At 72.4% G+C, this 14426-nt stretch carries 14 protein-coding genes and 3 pseudogenes; 8 read left to right on the forward strand and 9 right to left on the reverse strand.

Features of this window, described 5'->3' with window-relative positions; translation table 11 throughout:
• Window positions 1-24 precede the first annotated feature (24 nt).
• The 4 genes and pseudogenes from ACFP2V_RS18310 to ACFP2V_RS18325 form a co-directional block, all read right to left on the reverse strand.
• A pseudogene (locus ACFP2V_RS18310) lies at window positions 25-129 on the reverse strand (ATP-binding cassette domain-containing protein); the annotation flags it as partial.
• A gap of 130 nt (window positions 130-259) precedes the next feature.
• A complete protein-coding gene (locus ACFP2V_RS18315) occupies window positions 260-1021 on the reverse strand; it encodes a hypothetical protein (RefSeq protein WP_381213071.1) in 762 nt (253 codons plus the stop codon).
• Window positions 1011-1526: a SigE family RNA polymerase sigma factor gene (locus ACFP2V_RS18320; protein ID WP_381213074.1), complete on the reverse strand. Its 516-nt coding sequence runs from the start codon at window positions 1524-1526 to the stop codon at window positions 1011-1013. The genes ACFP2V_RS18315 and ACFP2V_RS18320 overlap by 11 nt, the downstream gene beginning before the upstream one ends.
• Window positions 1527-2147: 621 nt before the next feature.
• On the reverse strand, window positions 2148-2951 hold the full coding sequence (locus ACFP2V_RS18325) for a nuclease-related domain-containing protein (protein WP_381213077.1): 804 nt from the start codon (window positions 2949-2951) through the stop codon (window positions 2148-2150).
• 100 nt (window positions 2952-3051) lie between these two features.
• On the opposite strand from ACFP2V_RS18325, the gene ACFP2V_RS18330 reads away from it, so the two are divergent.
• The 4 genes from ACFP2V_RS18330 (at window position 3052) to ACFP2V_RS18345 (ending at window position 7109) form a co-directional block, all read left to right on the forward strand.
• Window positions 3052-3558, forward strand: a complete 507-nt coding sequence (locus tag ACFP2V_RS18330; protein WP_381213080.1) for a protein-tyrosine phosphatase family protein — start codon at window positions 3052-3054, stop codon at window positions 3556-3558.
• Between the two features lie 188 nt (window positions 3559-3746).
• A complete protein-coding gene (locus ACFP2V_RS18335) occupies window positions 3747-4223 on the forward strand; it encodes an SH3 domain-containing protein (RefSeq protein ID WP_381213083.1) in 477 nt (158 codons plus the stop codon).
• A 43-nt stretch (window positions 4224-4266) separates the two neighbouring features.
• Window positions 4267-5655, forward strand: a complete 1389-nt coding sequence (locus ACFP2V_RS18340; protein ID WP_381213086.1) for an FtsW/RodA/SpoVE family cell cycle protein — start codon at window positions 4267-4269, stop codon at window positions 5653-5655.
• Window positions 5652-7109 (forward strand): penicillin-binding transpeptidase domain-containing protein, encoded by a 1458-nt coding sequence (locus ACFP2V_RS18345; protein WP_381213089.1) that lies wholly within the window; start codon window positions 5652-5654, stop codon window positions 7107-7109. Before ACFP2V_RS18340 ends, ACFP2V_RS18345 begins: the two co-directional genes overlap by 4 nt.
• 141 nt (window positions 7110-7250) lie before the next feature.
• Here ACFP2V_RS18345 and ACFP2V_RS18350 read toward each other — a convergent pair.
• Window positions 7251-7385 (reverse strand): annotated as a pseudogene (locus ACFP2V_RS18350) (Uma2 family endonuclease); the annotation flags it as partial.
• A 271-nt stretch (window positions 7386-7656) separates the two neighbouring features.
• Here ACFP2V_RS18350 and ACFP2V_RS18355 point away from each other — a divergent pair.
• The 4 genes and pseudogenes from ACFP2V_RS18355 to ACFP2V_RS18370 all read left to right on the forward strand — a co-directional run.
• A pseudogene (locus ACFP2V_RS18355) lies at window positions 7657-8598 on the forward strand (AurF N-oxygenase family protein); the annotation flags it as partial.
• A gap of 205 nt (window positions 8599-8803) precedes the next feature.
• Window positions 8804-9457 carry a TetR/AcrR family transcriptional regulator gene (locus tag ACFP2V_RS18360; RefSeq protein WP_381213092.1) on the forward strand — a complete coding sequence of 218 codons (654 nt, stop codon included), beginning with the start codon at window positions 8804-8806 and terminating at the stop codon, window positions 9455-9457.
• 104 nt (window positions 9458-9561) lie between these two features.
• A complete protein-coding gene (locus ACFP2V_RS18365; RefSeq protein WP_381213095.1) occupies window positions 9562-9891 on the forward strand; it encodes a ferredoxin reductase domain-containing protein in 330 nt (109 codons plus the stop codon).
• A gap of 102 nt (window positions 9892-9993) precedes the next feature.
• Window positions 9994-11412 (forward strand): C40 family peptidase, encoded by a 1419-nt coding sequence (locus tag ACFP2V_RS18370; RefSeq protein WP_381213097.1) that lies wholly within the window; start codon window positions 9994-9996, stop codon window positions 11410-11412.
• On the opposite strand, the gene ACFP2V_RS18375 is transcribed toward ACFP2V_RS18370, so the two are convergent.
• The 4 genes from ACFP2V_RS18375 to ACFP2V_RS18390 are packed head-to-tail and all read right to left on the reverse strand — an operon-like array spanning window position 11376 to window position 14302.
• Complete coding sequence (locus ACFP2V_RS18375) at window positions 11376-12638, reverse strand: styrene monooxygenase/indole monooxygenase family protein (protein WP_381213100.1); 1263 nt, start codon at window positions 12636-12638, stop codon at window positions 11376-11378. The genes ACFP2V_RS18370 and ACFP2V_RS18375 overlap by 37 nt on opposite strands.
• Window positions 12639-12694: 56 nt before the next feature.
• Entirely contained in the window at window positions 12695-13333 is a 639-nt protein-coding gene (locus ACFP2V_RS18380) for a GTP-binding protein (protein WP_381213103.1), read from the reverse strand.
• Complete coding sequence (locus tag ACFP2V_RS18385; protein WP_381213106.1) at window positions 13314-13736, reverse strand: DUF742 domain-containing protein; 423 nt, start codon at window positions 13734-13736, stop codon at window positions 13314-13316. Before ACFP2V_RS18385 ends, ACFP2V_RS18380 begins: the two co-directional genes overlap by 20 nt.
• Window positions 13733-14302 (reverse strand): roadblock/LC7 domain-containing protein, encoded by a 570-nt coding sequence (locus ACFP2V_RS18390; protein ID WP_381213109.1) that lies wholly within the window; start codon window positions 14300-14302, stop codon window positions 13733-13735. The genes ACFP2V_RS18385 and ACFP2V_RS18390 overlap by 4 nt, the downstream gene beginning before the upstream one ends.
• Window positions 14303-14426: the final 124 nt, after the last annotated feature.

The following is a 14426-nucleotide window of genomic DNA, read 5'->3' on the forward strand; positions in this document are numbered from 1 at the left end:
ATCGCGGGCATGCGGCTTCGCGAGGAGAGATCCGGCGTCCGGGCCGGTGCGGCCGAGCATCATCCGCAGGGTGGCCGACTTCCCGGCACCGCTGGGACCGAAAAATCCGGTCACCACCCCTGACGGCACCGGGAAGGCGGGCCCCTCGACGACGCACCCGCCGAACTCACCACCGCTCTGAGCTCGTTCCTCCGGCAGCTGATCCGCTGACCCTGCCCTGCGGTCGGTCAGGTCCGTGATCAGTCAGGTCCGTGATCAGTCAGGTCCGTGGTCGGGAGGTTGCGGTTTCGGGTTCGGGGTTCGCCCCGTCGGTCGGGTTCGGCGTCGGTGCGGGCGGGGTCGGGGCGGCCATGGAGGTGATCTCGACGTGTTCGCCCTGCCGGACGCGGGTGTAGAACCATCGCGCGTCGCTGACGCTCAGGCCCAGCCAGTACGTCCTGGCGTCGAGGGCGCCCAGGGATCTGGTGTCGAAGGCGAGGGCGCCCGCGTAGACCGGCGGCCGGTCACCGGTGCGCAGTTCCACCACGTACGGGACCTTGGCCTCGTAGCGGTTCTCGGCCCTCGCGTCGCCCCGCAGCAGCATGGTCTCGTGCTTGGCCCGCACGGTCAGTTCGCGGTCCGGCGGCAGCAGCGTGGCGAAGAAGTGCGAGTCGACGCGCATGACACGGCCGTCGAACGTGAGGGTGTGGCGGCCCAGGTCGAGGACGGCCTCCTCGGTGCCGGCCGACCGGTTGGTCGCCGCCTCGGGTGCCCGGGGGCTGGACGTCGACGTGCCGATCGCCTCGGTGCCGGACGAGGTGGCCGGGGTGTGCGGGTCCTCGCCGGACTCCTCGGCGTGCACGGTGAGTCCGATCGTCGCCAGCATGCCGGCCACCGACGTCGCCAGGCCGAGGCGGAGGGTGGTCCGGCGACGGCGGGAGCGGCGTCGCGCCCGGGTGCGGACCTCGGCGGCCGGTACGGGCGACGGGACCTCGTGCGCCTCCGCCAACTCGCGCAACGCTGCGGCGAGTTCATCCGACACGGCCACCCTCCCTCCAGGCCGGCTCCTCGGCCTCGTCCACCGCCAGCTGTTTGGCCAGTGCCGCCCGCCCCCGGGACAGCCTGGCCTTGACCGTTCCCACGGGTGCACCGGTCTCGGAGGCTACCTGTTCGACGCTGAGGTCGCACAGATGGTGAAGGACGACCGCCATGCGCTGGTGCTCGGGCAGTTCACGCAACGCGGCGACCAGCGCGGCACGTTCGGGACCGGGGCCGGGGGTCGTTTCCGGCAGCGCGGAATGGCGCACCAGCTCCAGCCAGCGTCGCGCGCGGCGCCAGCGGCTGACCGCGAGACGCATGGCGACCGTGCGTACCCATGCCTCGGGCGCCCCGTCGGCCTGAAGCTTGTGGCGCCGGTCCCAGGCCCGTACGAACGCCTCCTGGACCACGTCCTGAGCCTCGCCCAGGTCCCCCGTGAAGGCGAAGAGCTGACCGGTCAGACGGGGGAACGCGGCCGCGTAGAAAGCGTCGAAATCGTCCTCGGTCATGCCCTCCACCGGTGTCCGTGAATGTGCGTACGACCGGCCGTCCCTGACATGCACACAGGTCCGACAGATCACGCACATGGAAGCACAGCCCTGGAGGAAGACGCGGAACACGGGCCCCGGGATCCATCAACCGCCGTACGGGTGAACGCCGTTTCCCTGTCCCGCAGCCGCGGGCGACCGCGGGCGACCGTCGGCAACCGCCCACGAGCGCCGGCGGTCGCCCGATGCCGGGTCAGGCCGACCGTTTGCGCGGGGTGGTCTTCTTGGCCGGGGTTCTGCGCGCCGTCGAGGCCGGGGACGTCGACTTCTTGCCGCCGGTCTGCTCGGGTGTCCGGTGGGCGGACCTGCGCTGCCGGAGAGATGCGACCTCGATCTCCCCGCCGGACTCACCGCCCCCGGCCCTTGTCCCCGCCCTGCTTCCCCGCTCCGTGACGCGTGGGCGGCGCGGACGCTGCTCTCCAGGGCCGCCGTCGGGTCCAGGACCTGGCCGCCCCGGCCGGCCCGCCCCACCCCGTTCGGTCGACTCAGCCCGCCCGGCCTGTTCGGCATGCCCCGTCGGCTCCGCCCGGCCCGCGCTCCACCCGCCCGGTCAGCCCGCCCGGTCGGCCGATCCCGCCCCGCTCAGAGCCGGACCCAGGTGTTCCGGTCCCGTGCCATCGCGTGCAGGGCCTCCACGTCGGCCGGTTTCAGTACGCCCCCCAGGTCGCCCAAGTGCTCCACCTCGCCGTCCGTCAGGACGCGCACCTCGCGCGGCGGGGTCCTCACCGTCACGTGCGCCGCTCCGACCAGGACGAGCACCGGGTGGACCTCCGCGGTCAGGGCGTACGAGACCCGGTCGGCGTCGGCGCGGACACGGCGCAGCACGGGGTGCGGCTCGCGGTGGCCGAGGGCGACCAGCGGGTCGGCGACCGTCACCCGCTGCCTGCGGGCGTACACGGCGTGTACGGCGTACAGCCCGCCGGGGCCGATCACCAGGTGGTGGACGCGGTCGCCGCCGGGGAGCGGGATCGAGTGCAGGGCGCGTACCCCCAGGCCGTCCATGCGGTCCAGGGCCTCGCCCACCGTCCGCTCCGCCTCGAGTGCCCGGTGACGCGGGTCGGTGCGAAGGCGGTGGGCCGGGCCGGGGTCGCGGTCGAGCGCGACCAGGAGGGCCTCGCCGGGACGGTTCGGGGCGAGGTCGTCGTCGGGGTGGAGGGTGAGTCGTGCCAGCTCGGCGGGGGTGGGGACCGGGGGCGGGCCGACCACGACCGGGCCGGTGAGGAAGGGGCCGAGCGCTTCGAGCACCTCCGCCTCGCGGTCCTCGTCGAGCAGGTTTACCCTGGCCGCGTCACGGTCGTACCAGGCGATGTTCCCGCCGTCCGGGAGGCAGACGTACAGCCGCTCCTGACCGTGCCGCCAGGCCGGTACGACGCGCAGACCGTTCATGCACCATCACCCCACCTTCCATGGGAACAGGCGGGTGCTCCAGGGGCAAGAACCCGGCTACCTTTGAGAGCCATTGGGCCGTGATGCTGGGGAGGCGCCGTTGCATACCCGCGGGAAGCAACCCGACGTACCGGCACCGGACACTCCGTGGGACGAGATCGTGCCCGGTCTGTGGATGGGCGGGCACCAGTTCAGGGCCCGGACCGGGCGGCTGGAGTTCGCATCCGTGCGCCAGGAGTTCGATCTTGTGCAGACGCTGCTGCGGCTGCCGGGGCACGGACCGGACCCCGGGGTCGAGCACCATGTGTGGCCGATCCCGGACGGGCCGCTCGACGGGACCCAGCTCCTGGGGGTCATCCGGCTCGCCGAGGCGGCGTGCGAGGCGCTGGACGAAGAACGCAAGGTCCTGGTGCGCTGCTATCACGGGTACAACCGCTCAGGACTGGTCGTCGCGCACGCGCTGATGCGCCGGGGCAGCTCCGCCGAGGAGGCGATCCGGCTGATCCGGGCCCGCCGCTCGGGCTGGGCCCTGCACAACGACCTGTTCGTCGACTACCTGCGGGCCGGGCTGACGACGGCCCGGCTGCTGGAGGAGCTGACGGAGTAGGGGGGACGCCGTGGGGTGTGCGCGTCGGCCGTCCTGACGCTTCCTCAGCACGGGGCTGTCACCAGCGACGACGCGGGGTGATCCGGACGACCGTCTCCGAGGGCGCGCCAAGGCGGGCGGGCGGAGGGCTGCTCCTGATGGGGCGATTATTCACCTTGCAACCTTTCGCCCTCATATGGGGGCATTTCATGCCACGGCACGCACTGCTCGCCTCGCGTCCCCGTCCTCTCCGCCGCCTGCCGATGACGCCGGCTGCCGGCACCCTGGCCCTCGCGGCCGTCGCCCCCGCCATCGCGAGCGACACACTGGGCGATGACGACGAGCCGGGCTGGAGCCGGCAGGGCGGCAACGGCGGCGGCGACTGGGGCAACGGCGACAACGGTGGCGGCGGCAACAGCGGAGGCGGCAACGGCAACCACGGCGACCACGGCCGGCACAAGGGTGCCATCACGGCGCCCTCGCTCGCCCTGCGCACCTCGCCGGACCGCGGTTCACGGGTCATCCGGTACGCCCGCAAAGGCGATGTCGTCTCGATCCACCGCAAGGTCGGCGGGGACGGCGTCCAGGGCAACCCGCCCTGGTACCTGGTCACCGACGGCGGAACCCGGGCCCGGGGCGCCGCCCGCCACGTCGACAACATCGGGCCCGCGCCACGCTGGTGCTGACGGGCGCAGCACGCAAAGGGTCATATATAGGTAGGTTCCGAACATGAGCAAGGCCGGAATCTCCCTGGCGACGGCTGATCCGCCCACGCCCACCGCTCCCCTCCCCCCGCGCCGTGGCGTCGAACTCTCCCTCCTCGTCCTGGCCGTCCTGCTGTCGGTGTACGGCTACTGCGCCGTCGGCTACGCCAGGAACGGCTCCGTCCCGCCCGGCGCCGCCGGTTACGGCGCCGGGCTCGGCGTGCTCGCGCTGGTCGCGCATCTGGCGGTGCGCTTCAGGGCACCCGGGGCCGACCCGCTCCTGCTCCCCATCGCCGTCCTGCTCAACGGGCTCGGCCTGGTGCTGATCTACCGGCTCGACCTGGAGACACCGGGCGACGAGGCCGCCCCGACCCAGTTGGTGTGGTCGACGCTGGGCGTGGCGCTGTTCATCGCGGTCGTCCTGCTACTGCGCGACCACCGGGTGCTGCGGTGCTTCACCCGCGTGTGCGCCGCCTCGGCGCTCGCCCTGCTCACGGCGCCGATCCTCTTCCCCGCGGTGAACGGGGCCCGTATCTGGATCCGGGTCGCCGGGTTCTCCATCCAGCCGGGAGAGTTCGCGAAGGTGCTGCTCGCGGTGTTCTTCGCGGCGTACCTGGCGGAGAACCGCGGCGCGCTCACCTATGCCGGCCGCCGGTTCTGGCGGCTGCAACTGCCCACCGGGCGGGTGCTCGGACCGATCGTCGCCGTGTGGCTGGTGAGCGTGGGCGTGCTGGTCCTGGAACGGGACCTCGGCACGTCGATGCTGTTCTTCGGCCTGTTCGTCGTCGTGCTGTACGTCGCCACCGGCCGTACCGGCTGGCTCGCCGTCGGCCTGCTGCTGGCGTCGCTGGGCGCGGTGGCCGTGGGCCGGCTGGAACCTCATGTGCACAGCAGGATCGAGACCTGGCTGAATCCGTTCGCCTCGATCGAGGCGGGCGAGGGCCCGAACCAGCTGGCGCAGTCGCTGTTCGCCTTCGCGGAGGGCGGGCTGCTCGGCACGGGGCTGGGGCTCGGGCATTCCGTGCTCATCGGCTTCGCGGTCAAGTCCGACTTCATCCTGGCCACGGCCGGTGAGGAGCTGGGTCTCGTCGGGCTCTCCGCAATCTTCCTGCTGTACGGGCTGCTGGTGGAGCGCGGCTACCGGACCGGCCTCGCGCTGCGCGACCCGTTCGGCCGACTGCTCGCCGTGGGGCTGGCCGCGATCGTGGCCCTCCAGGTGTTCGTGATCGCGGGCGGGGTGACGGGACTGATCCCGCTGACCGGGATGGCGATGCCGTTCCTGGCGCAGGGGGGTTCGTCGGTCGTCACCAACTGGGCGATCGTGGCGCTGCTGGTCCGGCTGAGCGATTCGGCATGGCGCCAGGGGGGCGGACGTCCGCTGCCCGGCGGGACGAACGGAGGTACGGGTTCATGACGCGGTACATCCGGCGTGCCGCCGTGTTCTGCGCGCTGCTGCTGTTCGCCCTGCTGGTGAACGCCACCCGCGTCCAGGTGCTGCATGCCGATGCCTACGACGACAACCCGGCCAACCGTCGTGACACCATCGCCCGTTACCACCAGCCGCGCGGCGACATCCTGGTCGACGGCCGCCCGGTCACCGGCTCGCGGGACACCGGGGAGCATCTGCGCTACGAACGGACCTACACCGACGGCCCGTTGTACGCGCCGGTGACCGGCTTCGCCTCACAGGAGTACGGGACGACCCTGCTGGAGCACACGGAGGACGGACTGCTGGCGGGCACCGACCCGCTGCTCCAGCCGCTGCCGCTGTGGAACGACTTCACCCGCTCCCGCAACGCGGGCGGCGACGTCGTCACGACGATCCGCCCGGCCGCCCAGCGGGCCGCGTACGAGGGGCTGCGCTCGCGCAAGGGCGCGGTGGCGGCGGTGGAGCCGTCGACCGGGCGGATCCTGGCGCTGGTGTCCGTCCCGTCGTACGAGCCGGAGCTGCTGTCCGGGAACGGGGCGGCGGCGCGGCAGGCCTGGGCCCGGCTGAACACCGATCCGGACAAACCGATGCTGAACCGGGCCGTGCGGCAGACGTATCCGCCGGGTTCGACGTTCAAGGTGGTCACCGCGGCGGCGGCGCTGGACGCGGGCGTGGTCACCGACCTGGACGCGCCGACGGACTCCCCCGCGCCCTACACCCTGCCGGGGACGACGACGCGGCTGACGAACGAGTCCCGGGGCTGCGCGGACGCCTCGGTGCGGGAGGCGTTCATCTGGTCCTGCAACACCGTGTTCGCCAAGCTGGGGGTGACCACGGGCCTGGCGAACCTGACGGCCACGGCGGAGGGCTTCGGTTTCAACGAGGAGGGGCTGCGGGTGCCGTTCCCGGTGGCGCGCAGCACCTTCGACACCACGATGGACCGGGCGCAGCTCGCGCTGTCGTCGATCGGTCAGTACAACACGCGGGCCACTCCCCTGCAGATGGCGATGGTCGCGGCGGCCGTCGCCAACAACGGGTACGTACGGGAGCCGTATCTGGTGGAGCGGACGACCCGGGCGGGCGGCGGCACGGTGTCGGCGGCCGGCCCGGGGCAGTCCCGGCGGGCCATGTACCCGTCGACGGCGCTGCGGATGCGGGAGCTGATGCGTGGGGTGGTGGAGGAGGGCACGGGCACGAACGCCGCGATCCGCGGTGCCGTGGTCGGCGGCAAGACCGGCACCGCCCAGCACGGCATCGGCAACTCCGGTACGCCATATGCCTGGTTCGTGTCCTGGGCGCAGGGTGACGGGGACGCGGAGGCGAAGGTCGCGGTGGCGGTCGTGGTGGAGGAAGCGGTGGCCGGCCGCCGGGAGATCAGCGGCGGCGGCACGGCGGCTCCGATCGCGCGGGCGGTGATGGAGGCGGTGCTGACGTCGTAGACATCGCCCGGTGAACGCGGACGCCGAGACCGCCGACGGCTTCGTCCGGCGGCTCCGGAACGGACTGCGGGACGAGGAGGGGGACGCCACCGATGCGGCCGTCTTCGGCGATGCGTGGCTGATGCTGAACCTGTCGGCACGGAGGCTCCCGTCGGTCAGCTCCGTGTGCGGAGGCAGGTTGGGAAGCGTGTCGAGGTCGTCCGCCGTCCAGCCGTCCTGCGGCGGACGGGGCCACTCGTAGTCGTCGTCCGGTTCGGAGTCACGTGCGGCGCTCATGATTGCTCTCGTGTGCTGGAGTCCGACCGGCACCATCAGCCTACCCAGGGTGCACACCGATTCGCCGCTCCATGAGGTGATCCGGAGGGCGCGTCGTTGACGCCCACCCCGGGCGGACCGTCCTGCGACAGGTTCCGCGCAGGGGATTGACGAGCTTGCTGACAAGCAGTCTCATAAAACGGTGTACCGCCGGTAACACAGGTGCGTTCCTCTGACGCCGCCCGACCGGACCGTCCCACACCGTCCCGCAGCACCCTGAGGTGAGACCGCCATGACGACCCAGCCTCTGACGGATACCGACGCCCTCGACGGGCTGCGCGACGCGCTCGGCCTGCTCAAGGACCGGGAGCAGGTGGCCCAGCGGCTGCTCGACGCCTCCGCCGAGCACTCCTTCGACCCGGACGAGGAGCTGGACTGGGACGCGCCCTTCGAGGAGGGCCTGTGGTTCTGGCCGCCGGAGCTGGTCTCGCTGTACGGCACCCCGCTGTGGAAGCGGATGAGCGAGGAACAGCGCATCCGGCTGTCGCGGCACGAGGCGGCGGCGCTCGCCTCGCTCGGCATCTGGTTCGAGCTGATCCTGATGCAGCTGCTCGTGCGGCACATCTACGACAAGGCGGCCACGAGCGCGCATGTGCGGTACGCGCTCACCGAGATCGAGGACGAGTGCCGGCACTCCAAGATGTTCGCCCGGCTGATCACCCGCGGCGGCACCCCGTGGTACCCGGTGGGCCCGGCGCACCAGCGCCTCGGACGGCTGTTCAAGACCGTCTCCACCACGCCCGGTTCCTTCACGGCGACCCTGCTCGGCGAGGAGGTCCTGGACTGGATGCAGCGGCTGACCTTCCCGGACGAGCGGGTCCAGCCGCTGATCCGGGGCGTCACGCGCATCCACGTCGTCGAGGAGGCCCGGCATGTGCGCTACGCCCGTGAGGAGCTGCGACGCCAGATGGTGACCGCGCCGAGGTGGTCGCAGGAGTTCACCCGGGTCACCTCCGGTGAGTTCGCCCGCGTCTTCTCGGTGGCGTTCATCAACCCGGACGTCTACACGAACGTCGGGCTGGACAAGCGCGAGGCCGTCGCCCAGGTCAGGGCCGGCGCGCACCGGCGGGACGTGATGCAGCAGGGCTCGAAGCGGCTCACGGACTTCCTGGACGACATCGGTGTGCTGCGCGGGGCCGGACGACGGCTGTGGAAGTCGTCCGGCCTACTGGCCTGGACACCGCCCCCCGGCACCCACCGAGCGACTCACCGCCACCCGGCGAAACCGCACACCGACACAGCCTGAACAACATCAACGCACCGCACGGAACCGGACCACGGTTGTGGAAGTCGTCCGGGCTGCCGGCGTAGGGCACCGGCCGGCGTCGGGGGGCGGGCGCCCGGGCAGCCGCCGAGGGCGGGCGGTTACGCTGCGGGGCATGACCCCGCCGGCCCCCACCCCCGCCTACCGGCGCCTCGGCGTCGAGGAGCGGCGCAGACAGCTGCTCGACGCCGCGCTGTCCCTCTTCGCCCACCGCGCGCCCGACGAGGTGTCGCTGGACGACGTGGCGGAGGCCGCCGGGGTGTCGCGGCCCCTGGTGTACCGGTACTTCCCGGGCGGCAAGCAGCAGCTGTACGAGGCGGCGCTCCGGTCCGCCGCCGACGAGCTGCGGGACTGCTTCGACGAGCCCCGCGAGGGCCCGCTGCTGCCCCGGCTGTCCAGGGCGCTCGACCGGTATCTCGCCTTCGTCGACGGGCACGGCACCGGGTTCAGCGCGCTGCTGCAGGGCGGGAGCGTCGTGGAGACCTCCCGTACCACCGCCATCGTCGACGGGGTGCGCCGGGCCGCCGCCGAGCACATCCTCAGCCATCTCGGGGTCGCCGAGCCGGGGCCCCGGCTGCGGATGACCATCCGGATGTGGATCACCGCCGTGGAGGCGGCCTCGCTGATCTGGCTCGACGAGGACAGGCCGCTGCCCGTCGGTGAGCTGCGGGACTGGCTCGTGGAGCAGTTCCTGGCCGCCCTGGAGGTGACCGCGCGGCGCGACGCGGAGACCGGGGTCCTCGTCCGGGCGCTGTCGGTGGCCGGCTGACCCGTCGGACGGACGGCCGGCGCGACGGAGAACCCTGCGGCAGCGACCGGCGGGACGGACGGCCGGTGGACGCCCGACGTGGGGGCATGGCCGACACTGGTGCCGTGAAAAGACAGGACACCCCCTTCGAGGGCGGGCCCATGGACGGGCGCGTCCTGCCCGTGCTGCTGGGCATCACCGGGCACCCGCCCAAGACGTACCGCATCCCCGTCCCGGCCCCGGACGGCGGCCCGACCACGGTGCTGGTCTACCGGCGCGTGCCCCGGGGGCAGAGCGGCCGGCTCGGGCTGGCCCAGGGGTGGAAGTACCTGTACGACCCGGACGGGGCGGCGACGGCCGACCGCCCGAGGTGGCCGTGGTCCGGGCGCACCCGCGATCCGGCCGCCGCTCCGGACGCCACGCCGCGTGGCAAGCCGGACGACACCGACGGGTGACGCCGTTGCGCCGAACCGCGCACACCCGGCGAGCGGACCCGGCCGGACCGCCGGATGCTCGCGATGCGGAGCGGAGGAGCCGCCCGCGTCGGAGGTGATGGCGTGTCAGGAATGCTTCTGCGTCTGGCGTGTGCGGTGGCGGTCGCGGCCGGCACCGTTCTCGCACCGGGGTCCGCGACGGCCCTTCCACAGCCGCCGGGGAGTACCGCGACGGAGCTTTCCGGGGACAGTGCGGCCGCCGTCGAGGCGCCACCTCCCGATGACCGGTCCATCGCCGGACTACTGACGGACCTTCAGCGCCTGTACCGCGAGACCGGGAAGGCCACCGAGGCCTACAACGCCACCGAGGAGCGACTGGCGAAGCAGCGCGCCGAGACGCGGCGGCTGGACCGTGCCCTCGCCGCCGCCCGGCTCTCCCTGCACGACAGCCGGGGCGCGGCCGGGCGGCTGGCCCGGCAGCAGTACCAGAGCAGCACCGGGATCTCCCCGTACGTACGGCTGCTGCTGGCCCGCGATCCGCAGCACGCGCTCGACCAGGGGCATGTGATCGGGCGGCTGGCGCGCAGCCGCGCGGACACGGTGGGCCGGCTGACCGGCAGCGAGCAGCGGGCCGACGCACTCGCCCGGCGGGCCCGCAAGGCGCTCGACGACCAGCTCGCCCTCGCCGAGCTGCGCGGGAAGCAGCGCGACGCGGTGCGCGAGCGGCTCGGCGAGGTCGAGGAACTGCTCGCCTCGCTCACCCCCGACCGGCTGGCCGCCCTGGCCGAGCTGGAACGGACCGAAGCGGCCGAGGACCAGGCGAAGTTCATTGCTTCCGGAGCCCTCGGCGCGCCGGGCGCCCCGGGCGTTCCCGCCCCGGGCGTTCCCGGACCGGGTGCTCCCGGACCGGGTGTTCCCGCCCCGGGCGTTCCCGGACCGGGTGCTCCCGGACCGGGTGCTCCCGGACCGGGTGCTCCCGGACCGGGTGTTCCCGCCCCGGGCGTTCCCGGACCGGGTGCTCCCGGACCGGGCGTTCCCGCCCCGGGCGTTCCCGGTGCCGGGCGCACGCCCTCCGCGGTGGGTGACCGGGCCCTGCGGTACGCGGTGGAGCAGATCGGGAAGCCGTACGAGTGGGGCGCCGAGGGCCCCGAGGCGTACGACTGCTCGGGGCTGACCTCCGAGGCGTGGGGTGCGGCCGGGACGCCGGTGCCCCGGACCAGTCAGGAGCAGTGGGCGCGGCTGAAGCGGGTACCGCTGGACGAACTGCGGCCGGGTGACCTCGTCGTGTACTTCCCCGACGCCACGCATGTCGCCCTCTACCTCGGCGACGGCATGGTGGTGCACGCGCCCCGGCCCGGCGCGCGGGTGAAGGTCTCCCCGATCGCGGCCAACCCGGTCCTGGGCGCCGTACGCCCCGACCCGGACGGGGAGCCCTTGCGGCGCTATGTGCGTCCCGAGCTCCCCGAGGGGGCGACGGGGGGACCCGACCGGGGGGATGCGCCCGGTTACGCTCCCACGGCCCCCGAGACCTCCGCCAGGTAGGCGCCGGCCTTCTCCGGGTCGTAGAAGAAGTTCTCGAGGTCGGCCGGATCGTCGAAGCAGTTGACGAACCGGTCGGCGACGGGCTGGAGCCCCCCGGCGGCGCCGAGGACGGTGAGGACGTGCTCGGGCGGCGGGGCCAGCATGGCGTTGGTCCACTTGGTGACGTGCTGGGCGGTGTCCCAGTAGCGGTCGAAGGTCCCCCGCATCCACGCCTCGTCGAACGGCGCCTCGCCGCGCTCGATGATGGAGACGAGGTACGAAGCGGCGCACTTGGACGCGGAGTTGGAGCCCTGGCCGGTGATCGGGTCATTGGCCACGACCACGTCGGCGACGCCGAGGACCAGGCCGCCGCCGGGCAGCGTGCCGACGGGGTTGCGGACGGTCGGGGCGTAGCGGCCGGCGAGGGTGCCGCCGGCGTCGGTCAGTTCGACCTTGGTGGCCCGCGCGTACTCCCAGGGGAGGAACTTCTCCATGAGTTCCAGGGTCAGGGAGAGGTGCTCCGCCGGGTCCTTGACGTCCTTGAAGACGTCCAGCGGGCCGCCGGGTACGCCCTCCCAGAACAGGATGTCGGCGCGGCCCGAGGTGGTCAGCGTCGGCATGATGAACATCTCGCCGACCCCGGGGACGATGTTGCAGCGGACCGCCTCCGTGTCCGGGTGCTCCGGGCGCGGGGCGAGCCCGTGGACGTAGGCCACCGCGAGGGCGCGCTGCGGCTCGGCGTACGGGGAGCGCGACGCGTCGCGGCCGAACATCTGCACGAGCTCGCCCTTGCCGGCGGAGACGAGCACGAGGTCGTACGTACGGGAGAAGTAGTCGAGGTCGCCGACGGCCGCGCCGTGGATGACCAACTGGCCGCCGCGCTGGGCGAACGTCTCCATCCAGCCCGCCATCTTCACCCGCTGGTCGACCGACTGTGCGAAACCGTCGAGCCTGCCCAGCCAGTCGATCGCGCGCTGCGTCGGGCCCGGGTCGTGCGAGCCGGGGGCCGCGACCGAGACGCCGAGCCCCTGGATCTTCGGGGCCTGGGACTCCCAGAAGTTCAGCTGGAGATCGCGCTCGTGCTGCAGGGCCGTGTGGAACATGCACTGCGTCGACATCACCCGTCCGGTGCGGATCTCGTCCGCGGTCCGGTTGGACATCAGGGTGACCTCGTACCCGTGTGACTGCAGGCCGAGGGCGAGCTGGAGACCGGACTGGCCGGCTCCGACGACGAGTATCTTCCGCATGCGGGGTTCTCCTAAGCTGGACGAGGGCTTTCGGAAGCCGGGCAGGGGCTTCCGGATTACTCCGGGGTTTCCTCGAGCGCGTGACCCACCAGGGACAGGAGGGTCTCGATGACCGAGATCCGGCGCCGCGCGTCCATGATCATGACAGGTATGCGGGAGGGGATGGTGAGCGCCTCCCGCACGTCGTCCGGCTCGAACAGCTCGGTCTCGTCGAAGTGGTTGACCGCGACGACGTACGGCAGTCCGCAGCTCTCGAAGTAGTCGAGCGCCGGGAAGCAGTCCTTGAGCCGGCGGGTGTCGGCCATGACGACGGCACCGATCGCGCCGCGCACCAGGTCGTCCCACATGAACCAGAACCGCTGCTGACCGGGGGTGCCGAAGACGTAGAGCACCAGGTCGTCGTCGAGCGTGATCCGGCCGAAGTCCATGGCCACGGTGGTGGTGAGCTTGTCCGGCGTGGCGGTGAGGTCGTCGGTCCCGGCACTCGCCTCGGTCATCAGCGCCTCGGTCTCCAGAGGCTTGATCTCCGAGACGGTGCCGACCAGCGTGGTCTTGCCGACGCCGAAACCGCCGGCCACCACTATCTTCGTGGCGATCGGGGCGCGGGTACGGTCCGTCTGCCAGGGCAGCAACGGCTCGTCGTCCTCGACGAGCGGGGTGACGCCTTGAGCTGCGTCAGAGACGGCGGAGTCCACTCAGCACCCTTTCCAGCAGCGCGCGGTCCGGGCGGCCCGTGCCGTGGCCGGTCCCCGTTCCGTAGACACGGATCTTTCCCTGGTCCGCGAGGTCGCTCAGGAGAACGCGGACCACACCGAGCGGCATCCTCAGCAGCGCGGCGATCTCGGCCACCGTTCGCATACGGCGGCACAGTTCGACGATGGCCCGCAGCTCCGGCATCACCGTCGACTTCAGCGAGCCCTTCGGCAGCTCCTTGCGCTCCTCGGCGGCCTCCAGCTCGGCGGTGCTCGCCACGAACGTCTCGACGAGGAGCACATGGCCGAAGCGGGTACGGCCGCCGGTGACCGAATAGGGGCGGACCCTGGCGGGTTTTCGGTCACCGCCACGGACCGGGAGGTTCTTCCTGGGCTTACCGCTCAACGGGGACTCCCGGTGGACTCGTTCTCCAGGGCTGTGTTCTCCATGGCTGTGTTCTCCATGGACGTGCGCAGTTCGCTGCGGAGTTCGGGGGTCAGGACATGGCCGGCCCTGCCCACGAACAGCGCCATGTGGTACGCCACCACGCTCATGTCGACGTCCGCGGTGCCGTGCACACCGAGCAGCGAGCCGTCACTGATCGACATCACGAACAGACTGCCCTCGTCCATCGCCACCATGGTGTGCCGGACCGGGCCGTAGTCCATCAGCTTGGCGGCGCCGACGGTGAGGCTGCCGATGCCCGAGACGACGGTGGCCAGATCGGCGGCGGAGCCGCGCGGGCCGGCGCGCCTCCCGGCCTTCGCCCCGGGTGCCCCGGCGGCATCGGCCGACCCGCGCGGGTCCGTCCGGGCCTTCGCGAGATCGGGGTCCGAGGAGAGCAGCAGCAGGCCGTCGGAGGAGACCACCGCGACCGAGAGGATGCCGGGAACCTCCTCGACGAGATTGGTCAGCAGCCAGTGCAGATTGCGGGCTTCACTGCTCAGTCCGAAGGTACTCGGCGCGGTCAACTCGTTGCCTCCTCGACAGTGCCCCCCGTGGCTTCTTCGGATGCGGCGGTGGTCGCGGCGGAGGGTGGCCTGTGCGGACCCGTCTCCTCGGCGATCTCCACCTCGACGTCCCGGCGTCCGGCTT

This window comes from Streptomyces incanus (assembly GCF_042656345.1).
Classification (GTDB): Bacteria; Actinomycetota; Actinomycetes; order Streptomycetales; family Streptomycetaceae; genus Streptomyces; species Streptomyces incanus.